Raw genomic sequence first — 14,079 nt, forward strand, 5'->3', positions numbered from 1 at the left:
GAAATTTCTCCTTCCAAAGTCCGCCGGCAAATCAAGTGCCGGGTGAAGGCGGCTGTTGCAGCCAAGCAGCATCTCGGCCTAAACACGCGGCCGAATGCTCGCTCAATATAGGCATCAATGCGGCACTGGCAAGCGTGGAAGCGCATAGCTGCCAATCCCACAGATCTCGGCTCGTCTGACGCCCTGGAAGGATGATCGGGAGCGTCACACGCTGTGGTCACAGCCCGACCGGGTATACAGCCGATCGACCGGCAATCCTCGCCGCTGCCGAGGTCCGTTCCGGCGGGCAAATTTGCCGAGGAGGTGACCTACCCCAGCGCCTGGCTGGCCAAACCGTAGGTCAGCGGCTTTCCATCGGCAGGCGGACGCCCGTCCCCGTGCAGCCAGACCTGTCGCAGCGACATGCTCGTGACGGTGTCGTGGATCGCAAGTCCGGATCGCATGAGAAATTGCGGGAATGGACCGGTCTGCTGGCGGGTATCGAGGCGCAGGAAGCCGCCGGCGCGTTCGGCGACATACGGTCGAACAACGGCAATCGCCTCTTCGTCGCCCATCGCCACCACGGGGCCGATCACATGGCCGCGCCCGAAGCGGCGACAGAGCGCAAAGGCCACCATATTGTCACCCTGGACAAGCGCCAATCCCTCCGAGATGGCGATGAGACGTTGCAACAGGAGCGTGCGGTCCGCGCCGTAGGCGGCCAGATCCAATGCAGCGACCTCTGCCAGGTCGGCCTCGACGATCGGGCGCAGTCGCGTGCCCGGCGGCAAAAGCTCGGCAGGCGGCGCGATTGCCTCGCCTTGGCACTGGTAGACGACCTGCTCGGCATTAAAGCCGAGAGACTGATAGAGCCGCTTGGAGGAGTGGGTCGCGTTCAGTCCAAGTGGGCGCGAGCCGGTCTGCGCGATGATATGATCCATCATCCAGCGCCCCGTTCCCAGCGCCTGCAAACGCGGCGAGGTGATCACCATGCCGATGGTGGCGAAATACGGCCCGAAGTCGAAAAGCATGGCGGAGCCGAGCACACGACCGATCGAATCATGCGCCACGATCCCTTGACCCAGCTCGCGGACGATCTGCCAATCCTCCGCTCGATGCGGCCAGCTTACCGACAGCGACAGAGCATGCAGGGCATCGACATCGGCCTTTGCGATATCCCCCATGGTCAGCTCAAACGATTCCAGTTGGATCGAACTGGAATTAGTCATGACACTCCCCCATTCTCGCAGGCACATTAGAGGTGATCCGAATTGCTGCCGGGCTCGGTTTGAATTCACAATTTGCAGGCAACACTGCCTGTATCGGTTGTAGCGTCGCTTACGCAACAGAATGCGCTTGAGAGCCCCACAAATACGGAAGATTCCACCAAAGCTGCAACACTTTCAGCAGCCGGTGACATTGCGGCATATTATGTTGATGAAAGCCATCTTGGCGGCGTGGCTACGGGCAAATCAGGATATTCCAGTGATTGAAATGACTCCGGATCAGATTCTTGAACGGCTGGTGGCCTTTCCATCCGTCGTCGGCACGCCGAACCAGGCGATCGTCGGCTGGATTGCGGACTATCTCGAGCAGGCCGGCGCGCGCGTCACCCTGCTCGCCGGGCCGGAAGGTGATCGCTCCAATCTGTTCGCCACTGTCGGCCCGGCCGATCAGCCGGGCTATCTGCTTTCCGGCCACATGGATGTCGTGCCCGCGGGCGAGCCAGGCTGGACGAGCGATCCATTTTCGCTGCAGCGCGACGGCGAAAGGCTGACGGGACGCGGTACCAGCGACATGAAGGGCTTTCTCGCCTGTGCGGTCGCCGCGCTGCCGGCAATCGCACGGCGACCGCTCGAGCGCCCCCTGCATCTGGCGTTTTCCTATGATGAGGAGGCCGGATGCCGCGGCGTGCCGCACATGATCGCCAGGCTTCCCGATCTCTGCGCTCCGCCGTTGGGATGCATCATCGGCGAGCCGAGCGGCATGCGCGCCATTCGTGCCCACAAGGGCAAGGCGGCAGCCAGAGCCGCGATCGGCGGCCGCGCCGGTCATTCCTCGCGCCCCGATCTCGGCCTTAATGCCATCCACGCGATGGCAGAAATTCTCGACCAAGCCGTCACGACCGCCAGGCGTCTGACAAAGGGACCGTTCGACGAAAATTTCGAACCGCCCTATTCCTCCTTGCAGGTCGGCACCATCCACGGCGGGCAGGCCGTCAACGTCATTCCTGATCAATGCACGATCGAGCTGGAGGCCCGCGCTATCGAAGGTGTCGACCCGGTCGGTCTGCTCGCCGAAGTCGAAGCTTGTCTTACCACTTTGACGGATCGCGGCTTTACCGCCGGTTGGGAGGTGCTCAGCAGCTATCCCGCACTATCGCTGGCCGCCGATGCACCTCTGGCCGGGCTGATGGAAGAGCTGACCGGACAGACGCCACTTGCCGCCGTCAGCTACGGCACGGAGGCCGGCCTCTATCAGGCCGCAGGCATGCCTGCCATTATTTGCGGCCCGGGCGACATCGGCCGCGCGCATAAGGCCAATGAGTTCATCGAACTCGCTGAGCTCACGGCCTGCGTGCGGATGATCGAAGCGCTCGGGAATCGTCTGGTTCTGTAGGCCATCACGATTGCATTGCAAGACCGCAAAAATCCGCATCGTTATGCGGTCACGCGACCCTATTTCGATGCATCCTGCCGTGAAGGGCACGGCAAGCTGGCTCAAGCAAACCCGAAGGAAAGCCATGGCCTTCTTATTCAATTCCGATGCCGAACGGGCCAAAATCTTCAAGGCCGCTTTCGCGCGCGAGCTGCCCGGCCTTCCTTTCATCACGGATGCTGAAAGCATCGACCCGGACGCCATCAAATATCTGATCACCTGGACTGCACCCGCCGACCTTGACCGTTATCGCAATCTGGAAATCCTGTTTTCCATCGGCGCCGGCGTCGACCAGTTCTCCCTTTCGGCCCTGCCCGAAAAGGTCAAGCTCGTGCGCATGGTCGAAGACGGCATCACCCGGATGATGCAGGAGTATGTGACGCTCGGGGTGCTCGCTATACATCGCGATCTTCCAGGCTATATCGAACAGCAGAGAGCGCAGAAATGGGCCGCCCGGCCCGTGCGCCAGGCGTCCGACCGGCGTGTCGGCGTGCTTGGCCTCGGCAATCTCGGTCTTGCCGTTCTTGAGCGCCTGTGCCCCTTCGGCTTCCCGCTTCGCGGCTGGAGCCGCTCTCCACGCAGTATCGAAGGGGTCACCTGCTATCACGGGGCCGATCAGTTGCCGGAGTTCCTGGCAGGCACCGATATCCTTGTCTGCCTTCTGCCGCTGACACCCGAAACGCAAGGCATCCTTAACGCCGATCTCTTTGCTGCCCTGCCGCCGGGGGCGGGCCTCGTGCACGCCGGTCGCGGCCCGCAACTCGATGCGGCAGCCCTGATCCGCGCGCTCGACGACGGTCATCTCTGCGGCGCTATCCTGGATGTCACCGACCCCGAACCGCTGCCGGCCGGGCATCCACTCTGGCATCACCCCAGGATCGTTCTGACGCCGCATGTCGCCAGCGTCACGCAGCCCGAGACTGCCGCAAATGCCGTCATCACCAACATCCGCCGCCACGAGAGCGGGCTAGAGCCCATCGGCCTCGTCGACCGCAGCCGCGGCTACTGATTACCCCTGAAAGGAACCGCATGTCCCTGCTGAAAGCCATCGATCCGACACCGACATTCGAGCCGAAGCAATCCAAGGCCCTCCCCGAGCGGCTGATTTCGGGCGATCCGTCCTTCAAGACCTGGGCGCAGGACAGCGCCCGCGACGGAACGGTCAATACCGGCATATGGGAAGCGACGCCGGGTGAGACCCGCTCGATCAAGGGAGAGACTTTCGAATTCTGCCATATCCTGCAGGGCGTTATCGAACTGACCGAGGACGGCGGCGCGCCGGTTACCTACCGCGCCGGTGACAGCTTCGTCATGAAACCGGGCTTCAAAGGCGTCTGGCGGACGATCGAGACCGTCCGCAAAATCTATGTCACCGTGACCGGATGACACGCGTTGCGGATCTTCCCGTTCTTGAAGCCGAACCAACCGTGCAGCTTCGCTGCGTGGCGCACTTTCAGGCACCAAATCTTGCGCTGAAACATCGGGGACAAACGGGATATTCCGTCGCGACATCGCGGACGCACGACCGAAACTGCCACGGCACAGCCGTTAGACTTGCTGGAACCGCTGGCAAGGAAACACCATGACCCTCAGTTTCGACCCAGACTCCCTCGATCTTCCGAGCGGACATTTCATCGCCGGCCGCTATGTCGCAGCAAGCGGTGGCATAGACGTCCACCGGCCTTCGGATGGTGTCGCTTTCGCGCAATGCCCGATCGCGGGAAGGGACATAGTCGATCAGGCCGTGGACGCGGCCAATCAGGCCCTCAGGACAAGCGGCTGGGCCAGCCTTCGGCCGCGCGAGCGGACCAAGGCTTTGGTGCGATGGGCCGACCTCATCGAGGAAGAAGCCGTCACATTGGCGCGTCTGGAGGCCATATCCTCGACCCGGCCGGTCGGGCAGCTCATCGCCGGCGACATTGCCGTAACAGCCGAGCAGATCCGCTTCTTCGCGGAATTCGCCGACAAGGAAGGCAGCGATCTCGTGCCGACCGACGGCAACAGCCTCGGCATGATCATGACGGAACCCTATGGTGTCGTCGGCGCGATCACGCCCTGGAATTTTCCGATTTCCATGGCGGGCTGGAAGATCGGGCCGGCACTTGCGGCCGGCAATGCCATCGTGCTGAAGCCATCCGAGATGACGCCTTTTTCGACGCTCCATATGGCCGAGCTTTCGGTGCGCGCCGGCATTCCCGCCGGCCTGATCAACATCGTGCTCGGCGACGGCCCGACGACGGGGGCTGCGATGACGGGCCATCCCGGCATCGGCAAGATCAGCTTTACCGGTTCGACCGCCGCAGGGTCGGCGATCATGGAGAATATCGCCCGCACGGGCATCAAGCCGATGACATTGGAGCTCGGCGGCAAGAGCCCGCAACTCGTCTTTGCCGACGCGGATATCGCGCTGGCCGCCGAAGCGATCGCCCGCAACATCCTTGCCAATGCCGGCCAGGCCTGCGTGGCCGGATCGCGGCTGATTGCCGAGCGCAGCATCGCCGCGCCGCTGGCCGAAGCGATCCTCGAGCATATGTCCAGGATCAAGCCGGGGCCGACCTGGGACGAGAACAGCCTCTACTCGCCCATCATCTCGGAACGCCAGATCGGACGTATCGACCGGATCGTCCAGGCCGCGATCGATGCCGGCGCGGAGTGCCTGACCGGTGGAACGCAATTGGGTCGACCCGGCTATTTCTACGCGCCGACGCTGCTTGCAAGTGTCGATCAGGCCTCCCCCGCCGTCACGGAAGAAATCTTCGGCCCGGTGCTGACCTTGCAGACCTTCGAGGAGGAGGAAGAGGCTCTCGAGCTTGCCGATCACCCGATCTACGGACTTGCGGCGGGTCTCTTCACACGCGATCTTTCCCGCGCCATTCGCGTCACGCGCCGCCTGCAGGCCGGCACCGTCTGGGTCAATCGCTACGGGCGTTCGCGCGACCATATTCTGCCGACGGGCGGCTACAAGAGTTCCGGCATCGGCAAGGATCTCGGCCGCGACGCCTATCTTGCCAACCGCCGCAGCAAGTCCGTGCTGATCAACATCTGAGGAACCGACCATGAAGACCTACAGGATCGCGCTTATCCCCGGCGACGGTATCGGCAAGGATGTTATCGACGCGGCATGGCAAGTCTTGGAGAGAGTGGCCGATAAGACGGGCTTCGGGCTGGAGCCGACGAGCTTTCCCTGGTCCTGCGCCTACTACAAGGAAACCGGGGCAATGATGCCTGCCGACGGAATCGCGACGCTGCGCGGTTTCGACGCCATCCTGCTCGGCGCGGTCGGCTGGCCGGCCGAAGTGCCTGACTCCGTCTCGCTGCATGGCCTTCTTCTGCCGATCCGCAAGGCCTTCGAGCAATATGCCAATATCCGCCCTCACCGGCTGCTGCCGGGGGTTGAAGGGCCGTTGAAAGCCAAAGACTTCGACATTCTTTGCATCCGCGAGAATACCGAGGGCGAATATTCCGGCGCGGGTGGCCGCGTGCATCAGGGCACGGCGAACGAAGTCGCCGTCGAAACCTCGATCTTCACCCGCACGGGCGTGGAGCGCATCCTGCGCTTCGGCTTCGAGCAGGCGCGCATGCGGCGCGGCAAGCTCGCCTCCGTCACCAAGTCGAATGCGCAGAAATATTCCATGGTGTTCTGGGACGAGATTACTGCCAAGGTCGCAGCCGACTATCCCGACGTCGCTGTCACCAGCTACCATATCGACGCCATGGCGGCGCGCATGGTGATGGCGCCGGAAAGCCTTGACGTCGTCGTCGCCTCCAATCTGTTCGGCGACATCCTGACGGACCTCGGGGCCGCGATCCAGGGCGGGCTCGGCTTTGCCGCCTCCGCCAATCTCAACCCGGACCGAACCGCGCCGTCGATGTTCGAGCCCGTGCATGGCTCCGCCCCGGATATCGCCCATCTCGGAATCGCCAATCCGATCGCCGCCATCTGGTCGGCCGCCATGATGCTGGAGCATCTCGGCGAGAAGACTGCCGCCGACGCGATCATGGACGCCATCGCGGCGGCGACGGCGGCCGGCATCGGCACGGCTCCAGGCAAAGACAAGACCGACACCATTACCAAGGCCGTGCTGAACGCACTTAGCTGAACGACAAGGACGCAAGACATGATCGATCTCAAGGACAAGAGTCTGTTTCACCAGCAGGGTCTGATCGGCGGAACCTGGCTGGATGCTGCCTCCGGCAAGACCGTCGATGTCATCGACCCGGCCTCGCAGACGGCTGTGGGTACCGTTCCCGATATGGGCGAAACCGAGACGCGGGCGGCGATCGAAGCCGCCAATGCAGCCTTTCCCGCCTGGCGCGCGAAAACCCATGCCGAGCGGGCGCAACTGCTCGAAGCCTGGCACGATCTGATGATCGAGAACTGCGACGATCTCGGGCTGCTGCTGACAAGCGAACAGGGCAAGCCGCTCGCCGAGGCGCGCGGTGAAATCCGCTACGGCGCGTCTTTCGTCAAATGGTTCGCCGAGGAAGCCCGCCGCATCGGCGGCAGCACCATCCCCTCGCCGACACCAGATCGGCGGATCATCGTGTTGAAGGAGCCCGTCGGTGTCTGCGGCATCATCACGCCGTGGAACTTCCCGAACGCAATGATCACCCGCAAAGTCGCACCCGCCCTTGCCGCCGGCTGCACTGTCGTCATCAAGCCATCCGACTTCACGCCCTATTCGGCGCTGGCGCTTGGCGTGCTCGCCGAACGCGCCGGCATCCCCGCCGGCGTCATCAACATCGTCACTGGAATGCCAACAGAGATCGGCAACGAGCTGATGCGCAACGAGATAGTGCGCAAGATCTCCTTCACCGGCTCGACCCGTGTCGGCGCCCTATTGATGCGGGGCGCGGCCGACAGCATCAAGCGCCTCAGCCTCGAACTCGGCGGCAATGCGCCCTTCATCGTCTTCGACGATGCCGATCTCGACCTCGCCGTCGAGGGCGCAATCGCCTCGAAATTCCGCAATGGCGGCCAGACCTGCGTCTGCTCGAACCGCATTCTGGTGCAGGACAAGGTCTATGACGTCTTTGCCGAAAAGCTTTCCGCCCGCGTTTCCGCCATGAAGGTCGGCCCCGGTACGCAAACGGGAATCGACATCGGGCCGATGATCAATGCAGCGGCCATCGACAAGATCGAGCGCCATGTCAGCGATGCCGTCGAGAAGGGTGCGACGATCATCGCCAAGGCTTCAAATCTGCCGGAGGGCCGCCAATACGCCGCCCCCATCGTCCTGTCGGGTGCCACCACCAACATGCTGCTGGCAAGCGAAGAGACCTTCGGCCCGGTTGCGCCGCTCTTCCGCTTCACGACCGACGAAGAGGCGATCGCCATCGCCAACGGCACGCCGTTCGGCCTTGCGGCCTATTTCTATACGCAAGGGCTCAAGCGTTCCTGGGCCATCGGCGAGGCGCTGGAATTCGGCATGATCGGGCTGAATACGGGCGCGATCTCGACGGAAGTGGCCCCGTTCGGCGGCGTCAAGCAATCCGGTCTCGGACGCGAAGGCTCGCAGGCCGGCATCGAGGAATATCTCGAGATGAAGACCTTCCACATCGGCGGGCTTGCCTGAAAGTCGCGCCGAAACCGACTTGCGGCACGGACATCGTTGCAGCTTTCTTGGCGACAGGAATTCACGCAGGCTTCGTGAGAAGGCCCTCGGCCAAGGCATGGAATGTCTCGATGGCCTTCGGCAGCACATGCTGCGGATCGTCGCTGGCGGCGACCCAGAGAGCTGCATTGAGCGCAGCGCCGCTGAGAAGCCGGGCGGCCGCCTCCGCGTCGACCGGCTTGAGGACCTTTTGGGCGATCAGACGCTCCACTGTCCGTCTGGTTGCTTGAAGACAGCTGCTTTGACTGGGCCACTTTGACGGATCACCCAATACTGCAGGTCCATCGAGCAGAACGATGCGTTGGACCTCCGGAACGAGCGCCATCTCGATATAAGCAGCGCCTTCGGCGAGCAGGCCCTTCCAATCATCGCCTGCTCGAACGCCGATCTCTTGAGCGCGTAACGCCATTTCCGAGTCGATCTGATCGACAACCGCCGCCAGAAGCCCGCGCTTGTCACCGAAATTATGGTAAAGCGCGCCCCTTGTCAGACCGACCTCGGCGGTCAGCTCGTCCATGGAAGCGGCCGAATACCCTTTTTCAGCGAAGGCCTTTCGTGCGGCCACGATCAACTTGGCCCGGTTCTCTTCCATCGTCTCGACGCGTCGCTTCGCCATCTTGCCCTCGATTTCATATACGCGTCGTATATTAATTTGACATACGGTGCGTATATCGGCTATTTCAGATACGCAACGTATATCAGATGATCCGACAGCGTGTGAAGCTCCCGGATCGCGCTGCGCTCATCGACAGCCTGTCAACGTCTATGAAGAGAGATCGGAAATGACCAAGCGCGAAGCAATCTTCCCTGCCAACCGGCACGCCCTTTACGAGGAACACGGCTATTCGGCCGCCATCCGATCCGCTGACCTGCTTTTCGTGTCAGGACAGGTCGGCAGTCGTTCCGATGGAACGCCCGAACCCGATTTCCAACTCCAGGTCCAGTTGGCTTTCGAAAACCTCAAGGCAACACTGGATGCGGCAGGCTGCACGCTCGATGATATCGTTGATATAACGACGTTTCATACCGATCCTGAAAACCAGTTCCCAACGATCATGGCCGTCAAACAGAAGATTTTCAGCGCGCCGCCCTATCCGAACTGGACCGCGATCGGCGTGAACTGGCTCGCCGGCTTCGACTTCGAGATCAAGGTCATTGCCCGCATCCCTTCAAAGGCGTGATTCCGGCAATCCGCGGCTATTGAAAACGATCGAGGGTTTTGTAGTACATGCCGACGAGCGGCAGGAACCAGGGCTTGCCGAAATGCCCGGGAACGGCAGGCCATTCCAGCCCCTTGACCGGGTTGCGATCCGTCTTGCCCAGGATGGCGTCGGCTATGATCATGCCCATATGCGTCGCCATCTGCGCCCCATGGCCTGAATAGCCCATCGCATACCACAACCCGTCGACGTAGCCGGCGCGCGGGAACCGATCCTTGGTCATATCCACCAGGCCGCCCCAGCAATAATCGATCTCGACCTTGGCGAGATGCGGAAAGATCTCGGCAAGGCTGGCTCGCAGGATTTCGCCGCTCTTGGCGTCCGACTGCTGATCGGAGGTCGCCGAGAACCTGGCCCTGCCGCCGAAGATGAGCCGGTTGTCTGGCGCAAGCCGGAAATAATTGCCGATATTGAGCGAGGTGACGCAGGTGCGGTCGCCCGGCATTGTCGCGGCAACCTCCGCCTCCGTCAGGGGTCGGGTGGCGATGATGAAACTGCCGACGGGCACGATCCGCCGGCGAAAATAGCCGAAGATCCCCGGGGTATAGGCGCCGGTCGCGAGCAGGACATTGTCAGCCGTAAGCTTGCCGCGCACCGTCGTCAACTCGTGCTTGTTGCCGTTGATTCGCCTGTCGATCACCGCCGCATTTTCATAGACCACCGCTCCATGGCGGACAGCCGCCTCTGCAAGCCCGACTGCGTAGCGCCCCATATGCATCATGGCGCTCTTCTTCGACAGCATCGCGCCGTGAAACGAGGCCGATCCGATTTCGGCCTTCAGGTCGCTTGACGTCAGGAGTGCCGTATCCGGATCGATCTCGCGGTGAACCGCCTCGAAATTTCTGGCGATACCTTCGAAATGAGCCGGCTTCGACGCGAGCTTGAGCTTGCCGGCGCGGCGGAAATTGCAGTCGATCGCCTCTTCCTTCACGATCCGCTCGACCGTATCGACAGCATCGTCGAAGGCTCGATAAAGCGCCTTGGCCCGCTCAACCCCGAGCTCCGCCTTGGCAGCAATGAAGCTGTGAGCGATACCGTTGTTGAGATGACCACCATTGCGGCCGGAGGCGCCTGAACCGACCGTGTTCGCCTCCAGTACGACCACCTTGGCGCCGGCCTTGGCGAGCTGCCGTGCCGCGCCCAAGCCGGTAAAGCCGCCGCCGATCACCGCGACATCATAATGACCTTCGATCGGCGCTGCACTCTGGCCGGCAAAACGCGGCGCGGTATCGTGCCAGTAGGACTTGAACTGCATTGCCGTCTCCCGTCAGAGCCCGAGAACGCCGGGCAGGCCGGAAATGTCCTTGATCTCGGCGTATTCATAATAAGGGTTTGCGGGCTCATGGCCACGATTGACCCAGACCTTGTGCTTGATGCCGAGATCATAAGCCGACATCAGATCGTAGCGGAAAGAGGAAGAGCAATGCATCACGTCCTCCGGATTGCAGCCAAGCATGTCGAACATGTATTCGAAGGCTTTGAAGCGCGGCTTGTAGGCATTGGCCTGCTGTGCCGTGAAAACTGCGTGGAACGGCGCGCCGAGCTTTTCGACATTGTGCATGATCTGCTCGTTCATGGCGTTCGACAGGATGACGAGCGGAATTTCCTTGGCGACCTTCGCAAGACCGGCCGGCACATCCGGATGCGGACCCCAGCTCGGAACGGTCTCGTAGATTGAGCGGGCATCTTCGGCGTGGAAGGCGACCCCGTTCCTGCGGCAGGTACGCTCGACGGCATTATGAATTACTTCATTATAAGGCTTCCAGTCACCGAGAATTTCGTCCAGCCGGTAGGCGGCGAAGTTCTTGATGAACCGCGCCATGCGCGGCTGATCGAGCTGCTCGCCATAGATCTTCTGGGCCGCCTCGGCCATCTGGAAGTTCGTAAGGGTGCCGTAGCAGTCGAAGGTAATGTATTTTGGCCGGAACGTCGTCATGTCCTTGATCCCTTGCAGAATGCCGTGCTGGCGCTGATCTCGCCCCATCATAGGCAGCCTTTCCCCATCGGTTCACCGCATTTACGCCGTCGGGAAGCAGAAAGTTCTGTATGCTTGTCCTGCTTTGGCAGAGAGTTGCGCGCCTGACGCCTCCAGGCACCGTCATCTCGCCCGGTCGCGCCGCGTTGCCGGCATAAGATGCGGCGGGCATGTCGACGGACGGTGAAAGATACCGCTGCGGCTTCGTCGTCAGGACGATCTTCTTTCCTTGTCGGTCTATCAAAGAGATAAAGCAACAGACGGGAGAAAAGGCCTGTGCAGGCATCCGCGATCGACGTTCGCCCCCTCGACCAATCCCATCTCCCATCAGCCCTTGCCCTGTCGCGCCAGGCCAGGTGGCCGCACCGGCTCGAGGAGTGGCAAATGCTGCTCGAACTCAGCAGCGGCCTCGTGGCGATCGAAAATCAGAGAGTGGTCGCGACGATCTTCGTCACGCCCCACGGCGCCGACGTAGCGACGATCAACATGGTCATTGTCGACGAGGCCATGCGCGGGCGCGGCATCGGTCGGCGCATCATGCAGGCTGCTCTTGAGATCGTCGGAACCCGCGAGTGCCGGCTCGTCGCAACCGCCGAAGGCCTTCCGCTTTATCAAAGTCTCGGCTTCGAGAGGACAGGCGAGATCGCCCAGCATCAGGGGCCGTTGCGGGCCTGTATCGCGGCCGGGGCGGTCGATCGTGCGACGTCGGCCGACTTCGACCACATCGTCGCTCTCGATCGTCTCGCCTATGGCGCGGACCGCACGGCGCTGCTGCAGGCATTGTTCCACACCGGTCGTCTCGCCGTCTTGCGCAAGACCGACGGCCTGCGCGGATATGCGGCGTTACGCGCCTTCGGGCGCGGCGAGCTCTGCGGCCCGGTCGTCGCGGAAACGGCGGCGGATGCCCAGGATCTGCTGAGCTTCCTGTTTGCGGCCCGACCCGGTGTCTTCATGCGCGTCGATACCGGGGCAGAAACCGGCCTTGCTCCATTTTTGCTCGAACACGGCCTTGCCCATGTCGGTGGCGGCATTGCCATGCGCCGCGCCGCATCACCCGCTCCGTCAAACATTTCAAGCGTTCACACATTTGCCCTGGCGAGCCAAGCCCTGGGCTGAAGAGAGATATCATGCTGAGCAATTCCCTTGTCGAACTCGATCGCGCTCACCTCGTCCATCCGGTCGCCTCCTATCGCGGCCACGAGCGAGCCGGTGTGCGGGTCCTGAAATCCGCCAAAGGCGCTACCGTCACCGACGCGACGGGGCATCAGATGATCGACGGCTTCGCCGGTCTGTGGTGCGTCAACGCCGGATATGGCCATGAGAGCATCGTGGAGGCTGCCGCCCGCCAGATGCGCGAACTGCCCTATGCCACCGGCTATTTCAGCCTCGGCTCGGAGCCGGCCATCCGGCTTGCCGCCGAGCTGGCCGACCGTGCGCCGGGCGATCTCAACCACGTCTACTTCACGCTCGGAGGCTCGGATGCCATCGACAGCACGATCCGTTTCATCCGCTACTATTACCATTCGCTCGGCAAACCGGCGAAGGATCAGTTCATCTCGCTTGAGCAGGGCTATCATGGTTCCTCGACGGTGGGTGCCGGGCTAACGGCGCTGCCGATCTTCCATGCCGGTTTCGGTGTGCCGCTCGACTGGCAGCACAAGATTCCGACGCACTATGCCTATCGCAATCCCGTCGGCAGCGATCCGCAGGCGATCATCGCCGCCTCCGTCGCCGCGCTGCGCGCCAAGGTCGAGGAGATCGGCGCCGACCGGGCGGCAGCCTTCTATGTCGAGCCGATCCAGGGCTCCGGCGGCGTGCTCGTACCGCCGCCCGGCTGGATGAAGGCGATGCGTGACGTCTGCACCGAGCTCGACATCCTCTTCGTCGCCGATGAAGTGATCACCGGCTTCGGCCGCACCGGGCCGCTCTTTGCCTGCTCCGATGAAGACATCGTCCCCGACCTGATGACAACAGCCAAGGGTCTTACCTCCGGCTATGTACCGATGGGCGCCGTCTTCCTGTCGGAGCGCGTTTACCAGACGATCGCCGATGGTGCGGGGTCCGCGGCCATCGGCCATGGCTACACCTATTCCGCCCATCCCGTCAGCGCAGCGGTCGGCCTCGAAGTTCTGCGCCTCTATGAAAACGGCTTGCTGGAAAACGGCGTCAAGGCGGGCGCTCGCCTGATGGCCGGCCTGCACAAGCTGGCCGCGCATCCACTGGTCGGCGATGTACGCGGGCGCGGCATGCTGGCCGCCATCGAACTGGTCGTCGACAAGGAGCGCAAGACGCCGCTGCCCGCGGCCGCCGATCCCTCGCGCCGTATATTCGATCGTGCCTGGGACAATGGACTTGTCATCCGCGCCTTCGGCAACGGCGTGCTCGGCTATGCGCCGCCGCTCTGCTGCACCGATGCGGAAATCGACGCGATCATCGATCGTACGCGCAGGACGCTCGATCAGACGCTGGAAGATCCGGACGTTCGCGCGGCTCTCGCTTGAGCGCGGCGGCCGAAATACCGCTTTGCGCCCATATTCGCAATTTTGTGCCGCCACAGCTCCGCCATTCGGAGACTCCGGCAGGCCTTAACTGCGAAACTGGACGTGCTGCCACCCTCAGAGCTTAAAAAACG

The 14,079-nt window shown here is 62.4% G+C and carries 13 protein-coding genes; 9 read left to right on the top strand and 4 right to left on the bottom strand.

Annotated elements, in window-relative coordinates; genetic code table 11:
- Positions 1-308 precede the first annotated feature (308 nt).
- Complete coding sequence (locus GA0061101_RS26630; protein ID WP_037197474.1) at positions 309-1,208, bottom strand: GNAT family N-acetyltransferase; 900 nt, start codon at positions 1,206-1,208, stop codon at positions 309-311.
- A gap of 265 nt (positions 1,209-1,473) precedes the next feature.
- Here GA0061101_RS26630 and argE point away from each other — a divergent pair, with 265 nt between their 5' ends.
- The 6 genes from argE to GA0061101_RS26660 all read left to right on the top strand — a co-directional run bounded on the left by argE (position 1,474) and on the right by GA0061101_RS26660 (position 8,213).
- On the top strand, positions 1,474-2,598 hold the full coding sequence (argE, locus tag GA0061101_RS26635) for an acetylornithine deacetylase (RefSeq protein ID WP_197072763.1): 1,125 nt from the start codon (positions 1,474-1,476) through the stop codon (positions 2,596-2,598).
- A 124-nt stretch (positions 2,599-2,722) separates the two neighbouring features.
- Complete coding sequence (locus GA0061101_RS26640; RefSeq protein ID WP_037197473.1) at positions 2,723-3,646, top strand: 2-hydroxyacid dehydrogenase; 924 nt, start codon at positions 2,723-2,725, stop codon at positions 3,644-3,646.
- 20 nt (positions 3,647-3,666) lie between these two features.
- Entirely contained in the window at positions 3,667-4,023 is a 357-nt protein-coding gene (locus GA0061101_RS26645) for a cupin domain-containing protein (protein WP_037197472.1), read from the top strand.
- Between the two features lie 196 nt (positions 4,024-4,219).
- Entirely contained in the window at positions 4,220-5,683 is a 1,464-nt protein-coding gene (locus GA0061101_RS26650; protein WP_037197471.1) for an aldehyde dehydrogenase family protein, read from the top strand.
- A 10-nt stretch (positions 5,684-5,693) separates the two neighbouring features.
- Positions 5,694-6,737 carry a tartrate dehydrogenase gene (locus GA0061101_RS26655; protein WP_037197469.1) on the top strand — a complete coding sequence of 348 codons (1,044 nt, stop codon included), beginning with the start codon at positions 5,694-5,696 and terminating at the stop codon, positions 6,735-6,737.
- A gap of 18 nt (positions 6,738-6,755) precedes the next feature.
- On the top strand, positions 6,756-8,213 hold the full coding sequence (locus GA0061101_RS26660) for an NAD-dependent succinate-semialdehyde dehydrogenase (protein WP_092575750.1): 1,458 nt from the start codon (positions 6,756-6,758) through the stop codon (positions 8,211-8,213).
- A gap of 61 nt (positions 8,214-8,274) precedes the next feature.
- Here GA0061101_RS26660 and GA0061101_RS26665 read toward each other — a convergent pair whose 3' ends face one another.
- Entirely contained in the window at positions 8,275-8,868 is a 594-nt protein-coding gene (locus GA0061101_RS26665) for a TetR/AcrR family transcriptional regulator (protein ID WP_037197466.1), read from the bottom strand.
- Between the two features lie 166 nt (positions 8,869-9,034).
- On the opposite strand from GA0061101_RS26665, the gene GA0061101_RS26670 reads away from it, so the two are divergent.
- Positions 9,035-9,433: a RidA family protein gene (locus tag GA0061101_RS26670; protein ID WP_037197464.1), complete on the top strand. Its 399-nt coding sequence runs from the start codon at positions 9,035-9,037 to the stop codon at positions 9,431-9,433.
- 16 nt (positions 9,434-9,449) lie between these two features.
- Here GA0061101_RS26670 and GA0061101_RS26675 read toward each other — a convergent pair whose 3' ends face one another.
- Positions 9,450-10,727, bottom strand: a complete 1,278-nt coding sequence (locus GA0061101_RS26675) for an NAD(P)/FAD-dependent oxidoreductase (RefSeq protein ID WP_037197461.1) — start codon at positions 10,725-10,727, stop codon at positions 9,450-9,452.
- 12 nt (positions 10,728-10,739) lie between these two features.
- Positions 10,740-11,408, bottom strand: a complete 669-nt coding sequence (locus GA0061101_RS26680) for a haloacid dehalogenase type II (protein WP_037197565.1) — start codon at positions 11,406-11,408, stop codon at positions 10,740-10,742.
- A 315-nt stretch (positions 11,409-11,723) separates the two neighbouring features.
- Here GA0061101_RS26680 and GA0061101_RS26685 point away from each other — a divergent pair, with 315 nt between their 5' ends.
- Both GA0061101_RS26685 and GA0061101_RS26690 read left to right on the top strand, forming a co-directional pair.
- Positions 11,724-12,563 (top strand): GNAT family N-acetyltransferase, encoded by an 840-nt coding sequence (locus tag GA0061101_RS26685; protein ID WP_037197460.1) that lies wholly within the window; start codon positions 11,724-11,726, stop codon positions 12,561-12,563.
- 11 nt (positions 12,564-12,574) lie between these two features.
- On the top strand, positions 12,575-13,948 hold the full coding sequence (locus GA0061101_RS26690; protein ID WP_092575752.1) for an aspartate aminotransferase family protein: 1,374 nt from the start codon (positions 12,575-12,577) through the stop codon (positions 13,946-13,948).
- Positions 13,949-14,079: the final 131 nt, after the last annotated feature.

Origin of the sequence: Martinezella lusitana, from assembly GCF_900094565.1 — a bacterium.
GTDB lineage: Bacteria > Pseudomonadota > Alphaproteobacteria > Rhizobiales > Rhizobiaceae > Rhizobium > Rhizobium lusitanum.

Bases quoted from the DNA above. Each gene is read 5' to 3' on its own strand.
- GA0061101_RS26630 (WP_037197474.1), bottom strand. From the start codon at position 1,208: ATGACTAATTCCAGTTCGATCCAACTGGAATCGTTTGAGCTGACCATG.
- argE (WP_197072763.1), top strand. From the start codon at position 1,474: ATGACTCCGGATCAGATTCTTGAACGGCTGGTGGCCTTTCCATCCGTC.
- GA0061101_RS26640 (WP_037197473.1), top strand. From the start codon at position 2,723: ATGGCCTTCTTATTCAATTCCGATGCCGAACGGGCCAAAATCTTCAAG.
- GA0061101_RS26645 (WP_037197472.1), top strand. From the start codon at position 3,667: ATGTCCCTGCTGAAAGCCATCGATCCGACACCGACATTCGAGCCGAAG.
- GA0061101_RS26650 (WP_037197471.1), top strand. From the start codon at position 4,220: ATGACCCTCAGTTTCGACCCAGACTCCCTCGATCTTCCGAGCGGACAT.
- GA0061101_RS26655 (WP_037197469.1), top strand. From the start codon at position 5,694: ATGAAGACCTACAGGATCGCGCTTATCCCCGGCGACGGTATCGGCAAG.
- GA0061101_RS26660 (WP_092575750.1), top strand. From the start codon at position 6,756: ATGATCGATCTCAAGGACAAGAGTCTGTTTCACCAGCAGGGTCTGATC.
- GA0061101_RS26665 (WP_037197466.1), bottom strand. From the start codon at position 8,868: ATGGCGAAGCGACGCGTCGAGACGATGGAAGAGAACCGGGCCAAGTTG.
- GA0061101_RS26670 (WP_037197464.1), top strand. From the start codon at position 9,035: ATGACCAAGCGCGAAGCAATCTTCCCTGCCAACCGGCACGCCCTTTAC.
- GA0061101_RS26675 (WP_037197461.1), bottom strand. From the start codon at position 10,727: ATGCAGTTCAAGTCCTACTGGCACGATACCGCGCCGCGTTTTGCCGGC.
- GA0061101_RS26680 (WP_037197565.1), bottom strand. From the start codon at position 11,408: ATGACGACGTTCCGGCCAAAATACATTACCTTCGACTGCTACGGCACC.
- GA0061101_RS26690 (WP_092575752.1), top strand. From the start codon at position 12,575: ATGCTGAGCAATTCCCTTGTCGAACTCGATCGCGCTCACCTCGTCCAT.